17 protein-coding genes are annotated in these 15,091 nt (G+C 61.2%); 8 read left to right on the top strand and 9 right to left on the bottom strand.

Annotated elements, in window-relative coordinates:
- Positions 1 to 175 precede the first annotated feature (175 nt).
- Both ACQZ5H_RS31485 and ACQZ5H_RS31480 read right to left on the bottom strand, forming a co-directional pair.
- On the bottom strand, positions 176 to 382 hold the full coding sequence (locus ACQZ5H_RS31485; RefSeq protein WP_449100075.1) for a hypothetical protein: 207 nt from the start codon (positions 380 to 382) through the stop codon (positions 176 to 178).
- A gap of 210 nt (positions 383 to 592) precedes the next feature.
- A complete protein-coding gene (locus tag ACQZ5H_RS31480) occupies positions 593 to 1,036 on the bottom strand; it encodes an EF-hand domain-containing protein (RefSeq protein ID WP_449100074.1) in 444 nt (147 codons plus the stop codon).
- A gap of 232 nt (positions 1,037 to 1,268) precedes the next feature.
- Between ACQZ5H_RS31480 and ACQZ5H_RS31475 the strand changes: the two genes are divergently transcribed.
- Positions 1,269 to 2,012, top strand: coding sequence for an SDR family oxidoreductase (locus ACQZ5H_RS31475; RefSeq protein WP_112719975.1), 744 nt, complete (start codon positions 1,269 to 1,271; stop codon positions 2,010 to 2,012).
- 90 nt (positions 2,013 to 2,102) lie between these two features.
- The gene (locus tag ACQZ5H_RS31470) at positions 2,103 to 2,543 is read left to right on the top strand and encodes a hypothetical protein (protein ID WP_199627759.1); all 441 of its coding nucleotides are present in this window, start codon (positions 2,103 to 2,105) and stop codon (positions 2,541 to 2,543) included.
- A 53-nt stretch (positions 2,544 to 2,596) separates the two neighbouring features.
- On the opposite strand, the gene ACQZ5H_RS31465 is transcribed toward ACQZ5H_RS31470, so the two are convergent.
- The gene (locus ACQZ5H_RS31465; RefSeq protein ID WP_449100073.1) at positions 2,597 to 3,352 is read right to left on the bottom strand and encodes an SDR family oxidoreductase; all 756 of its coding nucleotides are present in this window, start codon (positions 3,350 to 3,352) and stop codon (positions 2,597 to 2,599) included.
- Positions 3,353 to 3,582: 230 nt separating this feature from the next.
- On the opposite strand from ACQZ5H_RS31465, the gene ACQZ5H_RS31460 reads away from it, so the two are divergent.
- Together ACQZ5H_RS31460 and ACQZ5H_RS31455 are read left to right on the top strand one after the other, a co-directional pair.
- The gene (locus tag ACQZ5H_RS31460; RefSeq protein WP_449100072.1) at positions 3,583 to 4,221 is read left to right on the top strand and encodes a response regulator transcription factor; all 639 of its coding nucleotides are present in this window, start codon (positions 3,583 to 3,585) and stop codon (positions 4,219 to 4,221) included.
- Positions 4,222 to 4,595: 374 nt separating this feature from the next.
- Complete coding sequence (locus ACQZ5H_RS31455) at positions 4,596 to 5,360, top strand: SDR family oxidoreductase (RefSeq protein ID WP_449100071.1); 765 nt, start codon at positions 4,596 to 4,598, stop codon at positions 5,358 to 5,360.
- Between the two features lie 146 nt (positions 5,361 to 5,506).
- On the opposite strand, the gene ACQZ5H_RS31450 is transcribed toward ACQZ5H_RS31455, so the two are convergent.
- Positions 5,507 to 6,475: an alpha/beta fold hydrolase gene (locus ACQZ5H_RS31450; protein WP_449100070.1), complete on the bottom strand. Its 969-nt coding sequence runs from the start codon at positions 6,473 to 6,475 to the stop codon at positions 5,507 to 5,509.
- Between the two features lie 316 nt (positions 6,476 to 6,791).
- Here ACQZ5H_RS31450 and ACQZ5H_RS31445 point away from each other — a divergent pair, with 316 nt between their 5' ends.
- Entirely contained in the window at positions 6,792 to 7,508 is a 717-nt protein-coding gene (locus ACQZ5H_RS31445) for a winged helix-turn-helix domain-containing protein (RefSeq protein ID WP_449100069.1), read from the top strand.
- A 23-nt stretch (positions 7,509 to 7,531) separates the two neighbouring features.
- Here the strand turns inward: ACQZ5H_RS31445 and ACQZ5H_RS31440 are convergent, their stop codons facing one another.
- From ACQZ5H_RS31440 to ACQZ5H_RS31430, 3 genes are all read right to left on the bottom strand, one after another.
- Entirely contained in the window at positions 7,532 to 7,948 is a 417-nt protein-coding gene (locus ACQZ5H_RS31440) for a cupin domain-containing protein (protein WP_130284122.1), read from the bottom strand.
- A 129-nt stretch (positions 7,949 to 8,077) separates the two neighbouring features.
- Positions 8,078 to 8,449, bottom strand: coding sequence for a response regulator transcription factor (locus ACQZ5H_RS31435; protein ID WP_449100068.1), 372 nt, complete (start codon positions 8,447 to 8,449; stop codon positions 8,078 to 8,080).
- A 46-nt stretch (positions 8,450 to 8,495) separates the two neighbouring features.
- Positions 8,496 to 9,134: a response regulator transcription factor gene (locus ACQZ5H_RS31430; protein WP_449100067.1), complete on the bottom strand. Its 639-nt coding sequence runs from the start codon at positions 9,132 to 9,134 to the stop codon at positions 8,496 to 8,498.
- 492 nt (positions 9,135 to 9,626) lie between these two features.
- Between ACQZ5H_RS31430 and ACQZ5H_RS31425 the strand changes: the two genes are divergently transcribed.
- Both ACQZ5H_RS31425 and ACQZ5H_RS31420 read left to right on the top strand, forming a co-directional pair.
- Entirely contained in the window at positions 9,627 to 11,093 is a 1,467-nt protein-coding gene (locus tag ACQZ5H_RS31425; protein ID WP_112719985.1) for a mechanosensitive ion channel family protein, read from the top strand.
- A gap of 35 nt (positions 11,094 to 11,128) precedes the next feature.
- Positions 11,129 to 12,016 carry a LysR family transcriptional regulator gene (locus tag ACQZ5H_RS31420; protein ID WP_449100066.1) on the top strand — a complete coding sequence of 296 codons (888 nt, stop codon included), beginning with the start codon at positions 11,129 to 11,131 and terminating at the stop codon, positions 12,014 to 12,016.
- Between the two features lie 52 nt (positions 12,017 to 12,068).
- Here the strand turns inward: ACQZ5H_RS31420 and ACQZ5H_RS31415 are convergent, their stop codons facing one another.
- Positions 12,069 to 12,707 carry a hypothetical protein gene (locus ACQZ5H_RS31415; protein ID WP_449100065.1) on the bottom strand — a complete coding sequence of 213 codons (639 nt, stop codon included), beginning with the start codon at positions 12,705 to 12,707 and terminating at the stop codon, positions 12,069 to 12,071.
- A gap of 505 nt (positions 12,708 to 13,212) precedes the next feature.
- On the opposite strand from ACQZ5H_RS31415, the gene ACQZ5H_RS31410 reads away from it, so the two are divergent.
- Complete coding sequence (locus tag ACQZ5H_RS31410; RefSeq protein WP_449100064.1) at positions 13,213 to 13,692, top strand: carboxymuconolactone decarboxylase family protein; 480 nt, start codon at positions 13,213 to 13,215, stop codon at positions 13,690 to 13,692.
- Positions 13,693 to 13,755: 63 nt separating this feature from the next.
- On the opposite strand, the gene ACQZ5H_RS31405 is transcribed toward ACQZ5H_RS31410, so the two are convergent.
- The gene (locus ACQZ5H_RS31405; RefSeq protein WP_449100063.1) at positions 13,756 to 15,075 is read right to left on the bottom strand and encodes an HlyD family type I secretion periplasmic adaptor subunit; all 1,320 of its coding nucleotides are present in this window, start codon (positions 15,073 to 15,075) and stop codon (positions 13,756 to 13,758) included.
- Positions 15,076 to 15,091: the final 16 nt, after the last annotated feature.

Genomic DNA, 15,091 nt, shown 5'->3' with positions numbered 1-15,091 from the left:
CGGACAAACCTGCGGGAATTGCCAAAGAACTGGCATCATCATAATTGACCGCCCCAACCGAGCAATGAGGCGGGCGATCTGCCGCCGGCCCCCGGCTAAATCTCTCTGCTATTCGTCGTCAAATTAGCATGGCTTGGCTCGAAACGGCGACATCCAATCTGAGCTGCATCGCGTATCAGCCGGGCGAACGGATCAGGCTGATGTAGGCGCTCATCATGTCTTCCGCTTCAGTGTCGCCCCAGAGGACGTCGATGACCTTGAACAGGCCGGACCCGTCTGCTGATGGGAACATGACGCGCTGACCGATATCGGGAACCGCAGACCAGATCCGCGTCAGAAACAGCTTGCCATCCAGGAGGAACTGCAGTCTGAACTGCGGCATCCGGTGCGGACCGGCAGCTTGCTCTCGCCTGTAGGTTTCGGAAGACGCGAGGGCCACCGTTGCTTGCCTCTGTACAGCCTGAGGTTTCTGGCCGCGGAACTCGACCTGCGCTCACTTTGCAGCACGAAGCCACCATGCGCATCCTATACAAGGGTTTCATGGGCATGAGGGGCCGCTCAAGAAAGCAGCCCCTTTTTGCGGCTGCGCAGATCAAGCGCGGGTCGGCGGTCTGAAGCGAATGGCGTCAGCTTGCGCCTGGTCGAGGTGACCGATGCCAAGCGGCAGTACCTTTTTCAGCCCTTCGATGACCTCGGATTTGTCGAGCGTCCCTTTGCCGGTCGGGTCGAATTTCTCCCAGCGTTCCTCGGTCGAAACCGGATCGAATATTCTCTTGTCCATGTCGGCAAGGCGCTTCTGGGCCGCCATATATTCATCCTTGCTGACCATTCCGTCGTCGTTGACGTCGGCGTCGTCGATCAGCTGCTGCGCGGTCCGGTCGTAGAGATCGGCCAGCAGTTCCTCGTCGGATTTGACGGCGGGTGCTTTCGGAGGATTGACGGGTTTGAAATCGATCTTCTCGTCAGCGATCGAGGGGGCCTTGTGCCCCTTCGGCATAAAGAGGCTGAAGATAGGGTTTTCGGAGCCTACGCGCATTGTGTCGATCCTTGGTTGGCGTGGTGGGACGCGGCACAATCTGAAAAGCGCGGCTTGCTTCAACCTTGCTGAAAACGTGTATTCAGGCCTTGCGTTACAACTGTAACGCAATTGCTCCGGAGGGCGTTGCAGACCCATTCCGCATTGCCGGGAACACCTCTTGTTCCCGGCAATGGGCTAATCCGCTGGCGCTTCGGCATCTATCTCTGGCCCGATATCAAGGAGATAGACGATGAAAATGCTTCAGGACAAAGTGGCGGTCATTACCGGCGGAAACAGCGGTATCGGCAAGGAAACGGCAAAGCTCTTCGCCCGCCAGGGCGCAAAGGTGGTGATCACCGGCCGGCGGCAGGATGTCGTCGATGCGGCGATCGAAGAGATCGGAAACGGTGCTATCGGCATTTGCGGCGATGTCGCCAGCATCGAGCACCATCGCCGGCTGGCGAACGAGGTTAGCGAACGGTTCGGGGCTGTCGATATCTATATGGCGAATGCCGGTGTCATCAATCTCTCCTCGTCCTCGGTGGTGACGGAAGAGGAATATGACCGCCATTTCGCGGTCAACACGCGCGGCGTCTTCTTCGGCGTGCAGACCATGGCGCCGATCATCCGGGATGGCGGCAGCATCATCGTCACCAGCTCGCTCGCGGCGACGAAGGTTCTGCCGCAGCATACCGTCTATGCCGGATCGAAGGCGGCGCTGGCGGCCTTCGCCAAGAACTGGGCTCTCGAATTCAGGGAACGCAAGATCCGGGTGAATATCCTGACACCCGGGCCGGTCGAAACGGAGATCCTCGGCAAACTCGGCGTCAGCGAGGCGGACCGTCCGGGTTTCGAGCGCCAGATGGCGGGTCTCATTCCGGCCGGACGAATGGGGGCACCGGGAGAGCTGGCGCATGCGGCACTGTTTCTGGCGACCGGATCCTTCGTCAACGGGCTGGAACTCTTCGTCGATGGCGGGATGTCGCTCACCTGACCAGAGGCCGAAAGCCCAAACCTTCGTTTGGGCAGTCTGTACGCTCACCCGGTGTTAGCCTTCTGCTTTATCGAAAGCAGGAGGCAAGAAATGAAAGCGCTCAAATACGCCGTCTTCGTCATGGTCTGGTTCAATGTCCTCCTGGCCGGGTGGCTGGCGGTCTACATGCTCTATGATCCCGAGGGATGGTACTATTTCGTGCCCGGCGTCACGGATACGGGCTTCTTCAACCAGCATTTCATCCGCGACATCGGCATTATCCAGGGCTTTATCGCCCTTGCTTTCGCGGTCGGCTGGTTTCGCGAGGAGCGGCGTATCGAACTCTGGGCGGCGGCGACGCTGTGGCTGATGGCGCATGCCTTCTTCCACCTCTGGGAAGTCGCGGTCGGCATATGCTCGTCGTCGGTCCTTCTTCGCGACTTTCCGGCCGTCAGCATGCCGGCGCTGTTCGGGATCGCCGCAACGGTGTGGGCCTGCAGGCAGAAGTTTCGCACCGGCTATGCCGATGGCGAGGCCCGAGTTTCGATCTAGTCCCTGAGACAGCAAGGCGGCGCCCCAAGCGCCGCCTTCATTGCGTCACGCTGTCAGGCTGCAGCCATGCTTCTCGAGAGCCAGTCGTGAAACGACAGTTTGCCCGATAGCATCTGGTTGACCGGCAGCATGCCATCCCGCGACAGCTCCACACCGAAATACAGAGGTGTGGGCGCTAGGCTGACAGGCCGCGCATCTTCCGTCGCCGTCAGCAATTCCCGAGCCAGATCAGCAAGATCGATTGCTTCCGGCCCGCCAAGCTCGACGATGGCGTTGTGAGGCTCGCCGCTGGCGAGCTTGGCGATCCAGCTTGCAGCCTCATCGGCGGAAACCGGGCGGACGACGAGTGAAGGCAATGCCAGTACACCGTCGACCGCATAGTCGTTGACGATCCCGCTAAAGAACTCGAAGAACTGCGTCGATCGGACGATCGTGTAGGGTAGCCCCGATGAGCGGATCAGGTTTTCCTGCACCAGTTTTGCGCGGAAATAGTCGTTCTCGACAAGCCTGTCAGTGCCGACGGCCGAGAGAGCCATATAGTGCCTGATGCCGGAGGAGCGCGCCGCAGCGAGGATGTTTCTGCCAGCCTGCCGGAAGAAGTCGAGGGCGTTTCCCTGGCCGAAAGAACCGGAATTGGTGACGTCGATCACGATATCGGCGCCAGCGAGCGCCGCTGCCAGGCCTTCGCCGGTATAGGCATTGACGCCGGTTTTCGTCGATGCGGCCACGACATCGAACCCGTCGCGCTCCAGGCCGCGGACGATCTTGGAGCCCATGGCGCCGCTGGCGCCAATCACCGTTGCTCTCATTTCCATCTCCATCCATCTGATATCGATGGATGATAGGCATTTGGTGCCGGTGTTCGACTAAACGAAGTGTTGGGTTGACCTGATCTTGCTGCCCGCCAACCTAAACCAAGGTTTACCCTCACGGCGCATCGCTTCAGTGGTACAAAACCGGCGGCGACATTCGACGCCACCCTGGGCCAGCAAAACCCGGTGCGGAGGATGTTTCCGAACCAGGCAACCGGGGTCATGTCATGCAAAACGTCCAATCCAGCGCAGAGCTCTCCGCCGAGCCGATCGTCTATGTCGTCGACGATGACGAAGACATGCGGGAATCCCTTCTCGATCTTTTCCTGGTCACCAAGAAGCGGGCCAGCGCCTTTTCGAACGGTCCGGAATTCCTGGAGATGGCCGATATCAGTGCGCCGGGCTGCCTCGTCGTTGATCTCAGGATGCCCGGCGGAACCGGACTCGACCTGCAGCAGCATCTCTCGTTGGCGGGAAGCCGTCTGCCGGTGATCTTTCTGACAGGGCATGCCGACATCGCGGCGAGCGTGAAGGCAATGAAGGCGGGCGCCACGGATTTCATCACCAAGCCTTTCGCCTCCCAGGACCTGCTCGATGCGGTGGATCATGCGATCCGTTTGGATTCCGAACGGCGCAAGACGGATGCGGAATACGGGCGCATCCGGGCACTCGCCGACACCCTGACCCCGCGCGAGAAGGAAGTGATGTCGGCGGTGGTCAGCGGGCTGATGAACAAGCAGGTCGCCTATGAGCTCGGCATCAGCGAGATGACGGTGAAGCTTCATCGCATGAGCCTGATGCGCAAGATGCAGAGCCGTTCGCTTGCGGATCTCGTTCGAAAGGCCGAACAGCTTCAGCGCGGCTGAAGTCTGCGGCATCCCGAAAGGGAACCGCCCCCGGGAGGGGAAGGGGCGGTTCCAGAGGGGATGGCTGGGGGGTGGGGAAGGGTACCCCAGGTCGAGGACTGCCATCCACGAGCAGGGCGGGAGGGAACGGCCACCCTGGATCAGCAGCGGCTTGCTGATCCATTTCAGAATATGTGAATGGACCGGTTCCCGTAAGTAAACCTTGGTTGGGGCGGGGCCGATGCCGGGCGGCGCTGCCCCCAACCAACGTTTGTCTATGCCGCCACCGGCAATTCCATAGGCTTGTCCGAGGTCCAGGAAAGGACCTCACGCGGGCCGGCCGGCGCAGCTGCGCGGTCGCGCCTTTCTCGAGAATTCTTCAAAAGGAGCGAGTCATGAAGATCGTCGTTATTGGCGGAACCGGGCTGATCGGTTCGAAATTGGTCAAGCGGCTTCAGGCCAAGGGGCACGAAGTCGTCGCGGCTTCGCCGTCGTCGGGCGTCAACACCATCACCGGTGAGGGGCTTGCCGAGGCGTTTGCCGGTGCACAGGTCGTCGTCGACCTCGCCAACTCGCCGTCTTTCGAGGACAAGGCGGTCATGGAGTTCTTCCAGAAATCGGGGCGCAACCTCATGGCGGCCGAGACGGCAGCCGGCGTCAAGCATCACCTGGCACTTTCCGTGGTCGGCACCGACCGGCTTCCCGAAAGCGGCTATCTGCGCGCAAAGCTGGCGCAGGAGAAGATCATCAAGGAATCCGGCATTCCCTACACGCTGGTCCATTCGACGCAGTTTTTCGAGTTCATGTTCGGCATTGCCCAGTCTGGTGCGCAGGGCGATAAAGTCCATCTTTCGCCGGCCATGATGCAGCCGATCTTCTCGGAAGACGTCGCCGACGCGCTCGTCGATTTCGTTCTCGGCGTGCCGCTCAACAAGACGGTGGAGATTGCCGGCCCCGAGAAGATCCGCATGGCCGATGCCGTCGGCAAATATCTTCGTCAGATCGGTGATGCCCGCGAGATCGTCGTCGACCGCCAGACGCGCTATTTCGGCGCGATCCTTGACGACAGCAGCCTGGTGCCCGCCTCCGCCGCCTGGCTTGGCAAGGTCTCGTATTCCGAATGGGTGAAGACCGCGACGCCGCCGCCGCGGGCGCACTGAGCATCCTCCGGAGGCTCGCGCCTCCGGCATTTCCCGCATTCAACGAAAAGCATCCGGTTCAGCGCCCTGCCGAGCCGGATGCTTTTTCATTGGTGATGTATGCACTTGCGGAAGGACGGGGCGCCGGCGGCAGCGCCCCTTGCCGATCATCCGTTGATGAAGCTCAGGATGTCGGCATTGACGATATCGGCATGGGTCGTCGCCATGCCATGCGGCAGGCCCTTGTAGATCTTCAGCGTCGCCCTCTTCAGAAGCTTCGAAGACAGGACGGCGGAATCCGCCACCGGTACGATCTGGTCGTCTTCGCCGTGGAGCACAAGTGCCGGTACGTCGATGACCTTAAGGTCCTCGGTGAAGTCGGTCTCGGAAAAGGCCTTGATCCCGAGATAGTGGGCGTTGATACCGCCCGCCATACCCTGGCGCCACCAGTTGCGAACGGTCGATTCCTGCAACGTCGCGCCCGGGCGATTAAAGCCGTAGAACGGGCCGCTTGGGAAATCGGTGTAGAACTGGCTTCTGTTGGCCGCCAGCGTCGCCCGCAGCCCGTCGAAGACCTCGATCGGAATGCCGCCGGGATTGGCGGGGGTCTTCAGCATGAGCGGCGGAACCGCACCGATGAGCACGAGCTTGGAGACGCGGCCCTTGCCGTGGCGGGCGACATAGCGCGTCGCCTCGCCGCCGCCGGTCGAGTGGCCGACGTGAACCGCGTTGCGCAGATCGAGATGGTTTGCGACGGCTGCGGCATCGGCCGCATAATGGTCCATGTCATGGCCGCCGCTGACCTGCGCCGAGCGGCCGTGGCCGCGGCGATCATGGGCGACGACGCGGAAGCCCTTGTCGAGGAAGAAGATCATCTGCGCGTCCCAGTCGTCGCTGCTCAGCGGCCAACCGTGATGGAAGACGATCGGCTGCGCGTCCTTTGGACCCCAGTCCTTGTAGAAGATCTCGGTCCCGTCGGCCGATGTCACGTAGTTGCCGCCCGAGCGCTCGGCTGCTACCTTGCCGTTCTTCGCGGCCTCGGCGGGTTGTGCCGTCAGGGTTGCCGCTGCCGCGGCGAGCCCCAACGTGCCCGTCATGATATTCCGGCGCGTCGATGTGATGGAATGAGCATCCATGCTTGTCTCCTAATCAATGAATCGTTGAGATCAAGCCGGTCGACAATAATAATTGCTATTACGATCAGTAATCCGGCAATTTTATTTACGATTTATATTATTGCTTATGAACTATACATTGGTTTTGTTGCCGACAATTTGTGGTGCGTGCGGCGGCAGAGGCGTGCGGCATAGGGCTTTCCGGATGGTAACGGTATGCCGCTCTTGCGAAAACCTATACTGAAGTTAGTGCCGAATACTCGAAAAAACTGGCGGTTATTATTGGCCCAACTTGGCCACCCGCCTATACCTCCGTTGCAACCCGACGGAGAATGCGATGAAGCACGTGGTAGTGCTTGATACCGATGCCCCCGCACGCCATGGCCTCAGCGGCTATCTGGTTGAGGCCGCTTTTCAAGTGAGCGAAGCCGCGTCGTTCCAGGAGCTGCAGCAACTCCTGCCAGGCATCGAACCCGATCTCCTGGTCATCGACGTCAACGCCAATGACGAGTTCGAGATGGTGAGACGGCTGGCGGCCCGCGTGGCAGTGCCGATCGTTATCCTCAGCGGCAGCCGCATAGAAGAAGACGACAAGGTGCGCGGGCTGGAGGCGGGGGCGGCGGATTACATCACCAAGCCGCTCGCGCATCGGGAGTTCGTGGCCCGTCTCCGGGCCGCGATGCGCGAGAAGCCGCTGCCGCGCATGGATCGCGATATGCGATCCTACTCCTTCGCGGGATGCACGCTTTGGGTACGCCAGAGGAACCTCTGCCGGCCCGGCGCCGCCGATGTGAAATTGACGGTGGCGGAGTTCAATCTGCTTGTGGCTTTTCTGCGGGCGCCCCGGAAGGTGCTTTCGCGAGAGCAGTTGCTGGCAGCCAGCCGGGTCAACTCGGAGGAAATCTTCGACAGAAGCCTGGATGCATTGATCCTGCGGCTGAGGCGGAAAGTCGAGCTCGATCCCGCGAACCCGCAGCTGATCAGGACCGCGCGCGGAGCGGGCTACAGGTTCGAGAGCCACGTGATCCTGGACGATAGGCCGCGCCGCCGCTAGCGCGGCAGCGCAGCCCATCGTTGCTATTGCTTGATGTCGGTAACCAGCTGCGTCTCGTCCGTATCGACGACGAAGACAGCCAGCAGCTGCGCCGGCTCGGTATCGCTCGCATTGGCGCTGACACCATGTTTGTCGCCCGGCAGCTCCGAGAAGTTCTCACCCTTGTGATAGACCTTCTCAGGGTCGTCATTCACCTTGCTGCGGATCGCGCCTTCGAGCACGGTCGCATAGATGAAGGCGGAATGGGGGTGGATGTGGGCCGCCGAAGAGCCGCCGGGGCCATATTCCACCAGCACGCCGCGCATGCTCTTGCCGGGTACGTTGGGAAGCGGATGGTCGAAGACAACGGAGATCTTTGCCTTTTTCGTCGTGTCGGCAGCGTTGGTGATCTGCGCTGGCATGATGGCAGCGGTCAAGATCAAGAGGGCTCGGGTGAACATGCTGAACTCCTTTCAGGGTGTAGCGCAGCGCGGCGCACTGATGGCGGCCGCGTTACTCCCGGGATTTAGGCATGAGGTGCTGCGTTGAGCATCTATACGTGCGTTCGGCTTGACGGGCCGGTTGGCGGTTCAGCCGCAATTCGACTTCGAGATGAATTCGAGCAGGCTGGCTGCATCGATCGGCTTTTCAATAAAGCCCGCTGCTCCGCAGGATTGAGCCATTTTCCGCGTATAGCTGTCGGCAAAGGAGGTCATGATACAGACCGGCGGCCCGCCCAGGGCGACGATCTTGCGCAGCAGATCCATGCCGTTCGTGCCCGGCATTTTCAGATCGGCGAGAACGCATTGTACGCGCGCGATGTCGCCGGAGGCGAGGAACGCATCAGCCGATCCGTGGACGACGCTGTCGATGCCCATCGCATCGAAGAAGTCGCGCAACGATTCCCGAAGGAAATGGTCGTCATCGACGATAGCGACTGTGGTGTGGGGGTTGGGCTGCATCGAACCTCAGATCAGGTGATACAAGGGCTTCATGGGAACGCTCAGGTCAGTGAAGAAGTTCGAACTGGCGGACAAGTTCGGCGAGTGACCCGGCCTTCATCTTTCTCATCATGCTGCCTCTGTGGAGTTTGACCATGATCTCGCTGATCCCGAGCTCGAAAGCGATCTGCTTGTTCATCAGCCCGCTTGTGACAAGTCCCATGACCTGCGTCTCGCGCGGGGTGAGGCTCGATGCCCGGTCGCGCACGGTCTGGCGTTTCAGCCGCGCTTGCTGCCGCCCGGCGTCGATCGCGAAGGCCGATTGGATGGCTTCCAGCAGTTCCTCGGTCCTCAGCGGCTTTTGAAGGAAGTCTATGGCGCCAGCCTTCATCGCGTGAACGCTGGTGGCAACGTCGCCATGCGCCGTCATGAAGACGATGGGGACCTGGTATCCCTTGGCATCGAGCTCGCTCTGGAACTCGATGCCGTTGGCGCCGGGCAGCCTGACGTCCAGAAGAATGCAGCCGCCAAGGTCTTGCGGCGCGCGGGCGAAGAAGTCCGCGCCGCTCTCGAAGGCATCGGCCGGCATGTCCAGCGATTGAAACAGGTCCAGCAAGGAAAGCCGCAATTGTTCATCGTCCTCGACGATGTGAACGATCTGCCGAGGCGGCAACACAGGCTCGGCACTTCTGGCAGCGGCTGCCATTGTCAGGTCCTCCAACCGAATAAGGTGGCCAGTTCACCATTCATCCTAATAGGTTCCGCGCCCCAGACAAGTAAACTAACGTTTGCTATCTCATTGCAATTCAACAGGGAAATGCGTCTTTCACAGGCGAACGCACGAGCCTTCCGGCGCGCCACCGCAGGCAACGGCAATCGACCGGCATCACAGAAACCTTACTGCGGCCTTTCGGCAAAGGCGCTGCCAGGCTTCATCAGAATTTCCCGAAGTTATAACGCCTTCGATGCCCCGGACACAGCGGGAAATCCTCCATCAGGCCCGCAAAGACGTTGCATTTGTCATTCTCGGGCATAAGGGCACGCGCGGAAATCGATGATGATGGACGGCAACGCTGCTCATGGAAACCTACCAACAGGTTTAGTAGGCGCCCGCAAACCCCACTGATATTTTCGCGGGCGCCCGCCTGATGTCTGCAGGCTTGCGAGCGGGCAATCCCAATTCTGCAGCGAGAACCTAATGCCGCAACAGACATTCCTGATGTTCGTTCTGATCAATCTTCTGGGCGTGGCGGGGATCGTCATATGGCATCTCCAGGGACGTTCGAGGCCGACGGCGCGCCTCATCGTGCAGATCATCTTCTTCCTGGCAATGACCTTTGCCGTTACGCTTGCCGGACTGAACCCTTTCCGCTTCGACGCCCCGCATCTCGATGGTCTCGGCAGTCTGGTCGTCGCCGCAAAGATCCTCTGGTGGACGCACCTCTCCTGGGCGACGATCGGATTTGTGCGCATCTACATCGTGCTCGACGGCCGCCCGCGCGAGGCGCGCCTGCTGCAGGATCTGATCGTCGCGATCGTCTATCTCGGCGTGCTGCTCTCGATCATGGCCTTTGTCTTCGGTGTCCCGATCGGAACGCTGCTGGCAACCTCCGGCCTCATTGCCGTCATCCTCGGTCTGGCGTTGCAGAATACGCTCGGTGACGTCTTCTCGGGCATCGCGCTCACGCTCGGACGGCCCTACGCCATCGGCGACTGGATCGTGCTTGGCGATGGCACCGAGGGCCGGGTCGTCGCCAGCAACTGGCGCTCGACCTATCTGCTGACCTTCGCCCACAATCTGGTCGTCCTGCCGAACAGCGTGCTCGCCAGGCAGTCGCTGACCAATGTCAGCAAGCCGGATGAAAATCATCAGCTCATGGTGGCGGTCCGGGTTCTGCCGACGCGCCGGCCGCGATTTGTCGCCGATGTGATGCGCGATGTTCTCGGAAGCTGCAATTGCATTCTCCACGAGCCCGCACCGGCCGCCATCGTCGGCAGCATCAGTGCCGCGGCGATCGAGGTGGAGCTTTATTTCCAGGTTGCCGGACCGATGCAGCGAGGTGCTGCACGCAGCGAGGTGATCGATCTGATCTACCGCCATTGCGCCGCCAACGGCCTCTCCCTGGCGGCACCCTTGGGAACGGCATTGCTGGGTGGAGAGCAGATTGCCGCGCTGCCGGAAACCTCCTTCGAAATCCTGCTCAGTTCCAATCCCCAGTTCTCCGAATTGAATGCCGAGGAGCGGGAGGCATTGGCGGCGCTGGCGGTCAAAAGGAGTTTTGGGGCCGGTGAGATCATCGTGGAACAGGGCGGCGTCGCTACCGGGCTGATGGTGGTCCGCACCGGCATCCTCGCCTTCATGCATGACGGCGAGGATGCCCTGCGCCTTGCGCCCGGCGATTGTTTTGGCGCGTTGGAGGTCCTCACCAGCAGGCCGGAGGCCTGTGCCGTCAAGGCACTGACGCGGGCGAGCGTCTACGAAATCCCGAAAGCTGCCTTTGAAGCCCTGATGGGCGAGCGGCCGGAACTGGCGATGAGCCTTTCAAAACGTCTGGCGCAGAAATCTCCGGCAGCGGCCGAGCACAAGGATGTGTCCGCAGCGAAAGCACATGGCAGGACCGACCTCGTCCATGCCATAAGGGCGATGTTCCACACCGCACAGTGAGCCGCATAGCGCGGTCATGAGAGTCACAGCTGAAGATGCAAAGCCTGCTGAATGAAACCGCCGGACTGGTAGCCTTTGTTCGAACGGTGAGGGCAGGGTCCTTCAGCGCTGCCGCGAAAAGCCTGGGCACCACGCCGTCCTCGGTTTCGAAGAGCGTGTCCCGGCTGGAACAGCTGCTTGGTGCCAGCCTCTTCAGGCGCTCGACGCGGCTATTGGCGATGACGCCGGAAGGCGAGGCTTTCTACGAAAGGATTTCGCCACTTCTCGAGGGCATCGACGCTGCCGCCGACGCCACACGATCGCACCTGGAGCCGGCCGGGCATCTGCGTGTCAGCCTGCCGAGTGAACTTGGCCGGATGATCCTGCAGCGCGTCGTCGACGAGTTCATGCCGCGGTATCCGGAAATCTCGCTGGAAATCGGGATGACCGACAGGGCCGTCGATCTTCTGCGCGAAAATTACGACGTGGCCTTCCGGGTTGGCGGCACCGCTCAATCCGGCCTGATGTGCCGGACGCTGGCGCATCTCGACATGGCGATCGTCGCATCGCCTGCCTTTCTCGCCCGTCATCGGAAGATGAGCGCGCCGGGCGATCTGCGCGAGCTGCCATTCGTGCGCTACGTCATTGCTGGCGTGCCCTATCCGATCCCGCTGCCTGACGGGAGCGACCTTGTGCCGCAGGGGAAATTGGATCTCGATTCTGCAACCGCCATTCGCGATGCCGCGGTTTCAGGGGTAGGCGCCGCCTATTTGATCAAACGCATCGTCCAGGACGACATCGATCGCGGCCTGCTTGTCGAACCCTTGCCCGGTATACCGCTCGGCACCGTTCCGCTTCAGGCGATCCATGCGTCGGGCAAGATGCCCAGCCTTCGCCTGCAGGTCTTTACCGATTTCATTGCCTCGATCATGGCCGGATCCTGAACAGGGTGGCCTCGAAAGAGGGGAAATTCCGCCCCTCTTTCGATCCCCTGTCTCAGACATCGGCGGACATTTTGCCCGGCCAGGTGAAGTAGTAGTAATCGCCGCCGACCTTCTCGAAATAGGCATTCCCGCCCGTCTTGGCGTCGATATAGGAACCGTCAGCCGACTTGGCGAAACTGCCGTCGCTCTCGCGCTTCAGGTGATCCTGAAGAAACGTGTTCCAGGACTCGCTATCGCCAGTCTCGATCTTCCCTGCGGATTTGCCGCCGGCGGGGTCGTAGGCGGTGACGGTTTCGCCGGTCGCCGGATTGGTCACCTCCAGCGTTCCGTCCTTCATCGCCTGCATCATCCCCTGGAAATTGACGTAGCTCATCGGGTTGCCGGCTACGCCATCGAGCTTGTCCTTCAAGGCGTTCATGAAGGTCTTCGAGCCGATGAAGCCATCAGGCGCGCGCACGGCGCCGTCCTGCCCGTCAGCGTTGCTCAGATTGTGCAGAGCCTGCAGCAGCACCGAAAGCGAACCGCCATCCAGCCCCGTCGAACTGTGGTCGAGATCGATACCGCCGAGCAGGCGAGAGATAGGGCTCGCTATGGATGAGGCGTTCGAGCTGCTGTTGCCATCTTTGAGAATGCCGAGCGCCAGGTTTGCGCTGTAGCTGCGTGCGAGTGCGAGTGAGAGTGCTGAGATCATCGGAATCTTCCTGTCTGACGTTGCTCGTAGCCGATGCGTTTTTCAGCATCGCCACGACGATCGAAATGGATTTGCCGGCGGCATAAAATGACGGCCACAACCAGCTCTCATGGCTGAAGTGGCGGTCCTCAAAACCGGCCGCGCAAGCCGAAGAGAATTGCCTGCGCAACCCAAGCGCTAGGAATGGCGGCTTGCTTGAGGCTTGCGATAAACGATGCCCTGAACGGTCTGGCTGCGTCTGGGCGCGCTGAAAATATGATAACTATTTCAATAAAATAGATATCGAAGTCTGCGGCGTTCTGCTGCGGAATACATAGGCTCTCGTTACAACTGCAATACGATCGAGCTGCTGGACGGCGGGGTGCGGTGGACGCCATCAAGTCCTCGGCCCCTAACAGATGTATAGCTGTTCACGCCTCGCCCGCTCGATCACCATCGATCCGTTCCACGAGGCGGATTTCGCATCCGCCCGGCGATTTCAATCCTTAGAAACGGATGAAAACTCATGACACAGCGACTGAATTTCGCTCAACTCTCCCCCGAGCTCTTCAAGGGCCTGATGACGCTCAGCAACGATGCCAAGAAGGGTGCGATCGAACAGTCCATCCTCGATCTGGTCGACATTCGCGCCTCCCAGATCAACGGCTGCGCCTTCTGCCTCGACATGCATTCGAAGGAAGCGACGATCCACGGTGAGCGCCCGCTGCGCCTCTACCACATCGCCGCCTGGCGAGAATCGACGCTGTTCAGCCCGCGCGAGCGTGCCGCTCTCGCCTGGACTGAAGCCGTCACCAAGCTCCCCGAAGGCGGCGTCCCTGACGAGCTCTACGAAAAGGTGCGCGGCCAGCTCTCCGAAAAGGAAATCTCCGACCTGACCTTCCAGATCATGGCAATCAACGCCTGGAACCGCGCCAGCATCGCCTTCAAGGCCGTCCCCGGCTCCGCCGACAAGGCCTTCGGTCTCGGCAAGGCCGGATTGGAGTAAGGCGTGACGCGGCGGGCGATGCAGTAGGGGCATCGCCCGCTGGGCAGGCCCGGGAAAGCAGCCTCACTCCTCCCGAAACGCACGGCTGAACTGATCCGTCAGCGGCTTTGTGAAAAACGACATCGCCGTCCGCTCCTGTGTCGAGATGAAGACTTCGACCGGCATGCCGGGCAGGAGTTTGTGGTTGCCGAGCCTGGCGAGTTCGGTGGAGGAGACGGCGATGTCGGCTAAGTAGAAGATCTGGCCGGTTGACGGGTCGGTGCTGGTGGCGGCGGAGACGTAGGCGATGCTTCCGGAGAGCTCCGGCGTCGAGCGCTGGTTGAAGGCCGAGAAGCGCATGCGGGTGTCCTGGCCGATCGAGACCTGGTCGATATCGGTCGGCGCCAGGCGGGCCTCGATCTTCAGCGCGGCATCGGCGGGGACGAGGGTGAGCAGCTTTTCGGCAGGCGTGATGACGCCGCCGATCGTGTGGACGAAGAGCTCGTTGACGGTGCCTGAAAGAGGAGCGCGGATGTCGGTGCGGGCGAGGCGGTCCTCGACGGCGATGCGGCGTTCCCTCAGTTCCGAAATCTTCGGCTCGACGATGCCGAGTTCGCGCTGGGCCTCGGTGCGGGCGGCCTCGTCGATGGCGATGATCTGGACCTGGATTTCGCTCATGCGGGCGCGGGAGCGGGCGATATTGGCCTGGATCTCGCCGCTCTCGCCGGTCAGCTTGGCGATCTCGCGGTCGATGAAATATTTGCGGGACGTGTCGATCAGCTTCCTGTCGGCCAGTCCCTTGATCTTGTCATGCTCGGTCTGGACCAGTTCGAGCTCGCCAGCCTTGGCGTCGCGCTGGGCGATCAGCCCCTTCAATTCTTCCTCGAGCTGCGAGATGCCATATTGCAGCTGCTGTTTCTGGTTCTGCCGGTTGCGGCGGTTGCCGTCGAACATCTTCTGTTCGCCGGTGGCGACCAGCGGGAATTCGCCGAGGATGGCCTCGAGCTCCGCCGGGTAGGCGATGGCCTCCACATTGTCGCGCTCGGCGACCAGCCGTGCCTGGCGGGCGGTGAGTTCGACGAGTTGGGTGCGGACGATCGAGAGCTCGGCGCGGGTCTGGGCGTCGTCGAGGCGCAGCATGATCTGCCCCTTGCTGACCTGATCGCCTTCCTTGACAGCGATTTCGCTGACGATGCCGCCGTCGCGATGCTGGATCGATTTCAGGTTCCGGTCGACCTTCATCACTCCCGAGGCGATGATCGCACCCCTGAGCTGCGTGGTCGCCGCCCAGCCGCCGGCACCGGCAAAGAGCAGCAGGCCGAGGGCGATACCGGCGGTGATGCGGGTCGCCACCGGGAACATGTTGTTGGTTTCGGCCGACGGCCTCTGCTGGTCCTGGTTCATCGCTTGTCTCCCCCGT

It is taken from the genome of Rhizobium sp. 21-4511-3d (assembly GCF_053522545.1).
Note: the sequence above shows the minus strand (reverse complement) of the source record. Positions and strands in the feature narration are given on the sequence as shown.

Coding starts and splice junctions, on each gene's coding strand:
- ACQZ5H_RS31415 (WP_449100065.1), bottom strand. CDS start 12,707: ATGATCTCAGCACTCTCACTCGCACTCGCACGCAGCTACAGCGCAAAC.
- ACQZ5H_RS31435 (WP_449100068.1), bottom strand. CDS start 8,449: ATGCAGCCCAACCCCCACACCACAGTCGCTATCGTCGATGACGACCAT.
- ACQZ5H_RS31480 (WP_449100074.1), bottom strand. CDS start 1,036: ATGCGCGTAGGCTCCGAAAACCCTATCTTCAGCCTCTTTATGCCGAAG.
- ACQZ5H_RS31445 (WP_449100069.1), top strand. CDS start 6,792: ATGAAGCACGTGGTAGTGCTTGATACCGATGCCCCCGCACGCCATGGC.
- ACQZ5H_RS31405 (WP_449100063.1), bottom strand. CDS start 15,075: ATGAACCAGGACCAGCAGAGGCCGTCGGCCGAAACCAACAACATGTTC.
- ACQZ5H_RS31465 (WP_449100073.1), bottom strand. CDS start 3,352: ATGAGAGCAACGGTGATTGGCGCCAGCGGCGCCATGGGCTCCAAGATC.
- ACQZ5H_RS31485 (WP_449100075.1), bottom strand. CDS start 382: ATGCCGCAGTTCAGACTGCAGTTCCTCCTGGATGGCAAGCTGTTTCTG.
- ACQZ5H_RS31440 (WP_130284122.1), bottom strand. CDS start 7,948: ATGTTCACCCGAGCCCTCTTGATCTTGACCGCTGCCATCATGCCAGCG.
- ACQZ5H_RS31430 (WP_449100067.1), bottom strand. CDS start 9,134: ATGGCAGCCGCTGCCAGAAGTGCCGAGCCTGTGTTGCCGCCTCGGCAG.
- ACQZ5H_RS31425 (WP_112719985.1), top strand. CDS start 9,627: ATGCCGCAACAGACATTCCTGATGTTCGTTCTGATCAATCTTCTGGGC.
- ACQZ5H_RS31460 (WP_449100072.1), top strand. CDS start 3,583: ATGCAAAACGTCCAATCCAGCGCAGAGCTCTCCGCCGAGCCGATCGTC.
- ACQZ5H_RS31420 (WP_449100066.1), top strand. CDS start 11,129: ATGCAAAGCCTGCTGAATGAAACCGCCGGACTGGTAGCCTTTGTTCGA.
- ACQZ5H_RS31475 (WP_112719975.1), top strand. CDS start 1,269: ATGAAAATGCTTCAGGACAAAGTGGCGGTCATTACCGGCGGAAACAGC.
- ACQZ5H_RS31410 (WP_449100064.1), top strand. CDS start 13,213: ATGACACAGCGACTGAATTTCGCTCAACTCTCCCCCGAGCTCTTCAAG.
- ACQZ5H_RS31455 (WP_449100071.1), top strand. CDS start 4,596: ATGAAGATCGTCGTTATTGGCGGAACCGGGCTGATCGGTTCGAAATTG.
- ACQZ5H_RS31470 (WP_199627759.1), top strand. CDS start 2,103: ATGAAAGCGCTCAAATACGCCGTCTTCGTCATGGTCTGGTTCAATGTC.
- ACQZ5H_RS31450 (WP_449100070.1), bottom strand. CDS start 6,475: ATGGATGCTCATTCCATCACATCGACGCGCCGGAATATCATGACGGGC.